The sequence below is a fragment of the Myxococcus sp. CA039A genome, assembly GCF_013336645.1.
GTDB classification, from domain to species: Bacteria; Myxococcota; Myxococcia; order Myxococcales; family Myxococcaceae; genus Myxococcus; species Myxococcus llanfairpwllgwyngyllgogerychwyrndrobwllllantysiliogogogochensis.
Window position 1 is genome coordinate 1 of the sequence record NZ_JABUMQ010000684.1, and the last position, 1,131, is coordinate 1,131.

The 1,131-nt window shown below is 70.0% G+C and carries 1 protein-coding gene; it reads right to left on the minus strand.

Going from position 1 to position 1,131, the window contains the following annotated elements; all coding sequences use genetic code 11:
- A partial coding sequence (locus tag HR086_RS47015) for a sigma 54-interacting transcriptional regulator (RefSeq protein WP_174468928.1) occupies nt 1-1,131 on the minus strand: 1,131 nt, incomplete at both ends.

The window sequence follows — 1,131 nt, forward strand, 5'->3', positions numbered from 1 at the left end:
GCTCGCGGGTGAATTCGCGCAGGAGCGTGTCCCCGGCCAGCTCCGGGATATCCACCATGTGCCGGGCGCGCTCGAGCGCGTTGCGCAGCTCGCGCACGTTGCCCGGCCAGGTGTGCCCGTTGAACTGCTCGCGAATCTTCTCCGGCAGCCGCAGCCACAGCCCCTCGCCGGCGAACGCGTCCACGAGGAGGGGGATGTCCTCCTTGCGGTCTCGCAGGGGCGGCAGGTTGACGGTGAAGACAGAGAGGCGGAAGTAGAGGTCCTCGCGGAAGCGGCCCGCCTGCGTCTCCGACCAGAGGTCCTTCTTGCTGGCCACGACGATGCGCGCGTCGAAGGAGATGGGCGTGGACGCGCCGAGCCTGCGGAACTCGCGGTCCTCAATCGCACGCAAGAGCTTGGGCTGGAGGTCCAGCGCCAGGTCGTCGATTTCGTCGAGGAAGAGGGTGCCGCCGTTGGCGCGCTCCAGGCAGCCGATGCGCTGGCTGACGGCGCCGGTGAAGGCGCCCTTCTCGTGGCCGAACAGCTCGCTCTCGATGAGGGAGTCGGAGACGCTGGCGCAATCAAAGACGACGAGCGGCCCGGGTGCGCGCGGGCTGAGCTTGTGGATGGCCTTGGCGGCGGCGCCCTTGCCGGAGCCCGTCTCGCCGACGAGCAGGAGCGTGGAGTCGGTGGGGGCGATGCGCTGGAGCAGCGCGAAGATCTGCCGCATCGGCAGGCTGCGGCCCACCAGGTCTCCCAGCCGGTCCTCCAGCGTGGGCTCCACCTGGACGGGGGCGAGCTGGGGGCTGAAGCGCAGGCGCACGTCGCCCACTTCGAGCAGGGCGCCGGGGCGCAGGTACGCCTCGCGGATTTGGGCGCCGTCGAGGAAGGTGCCGTTGGTGGAGCCCAGGTCCTGGACGAGGAAGCGGTCGCCCTGGCGGCGCACCACCAGGTGATTGCGGCTCACCGTGGGGTGGTCGATGACGACGTCGTTGTCGGGCGCCTTGCCCACGCGAAGCGCTTCGTTGGCGAGCGGGAAGACGGTGCCGGCACGCTCGGTATCCAACAGGACGAGGTGGAACTGTTGCGCGGAGAGTCGCTCACCCTGTGCCCGTGCATTGATGACCGTGTGCGCGGGGATGGGGGCTGGGG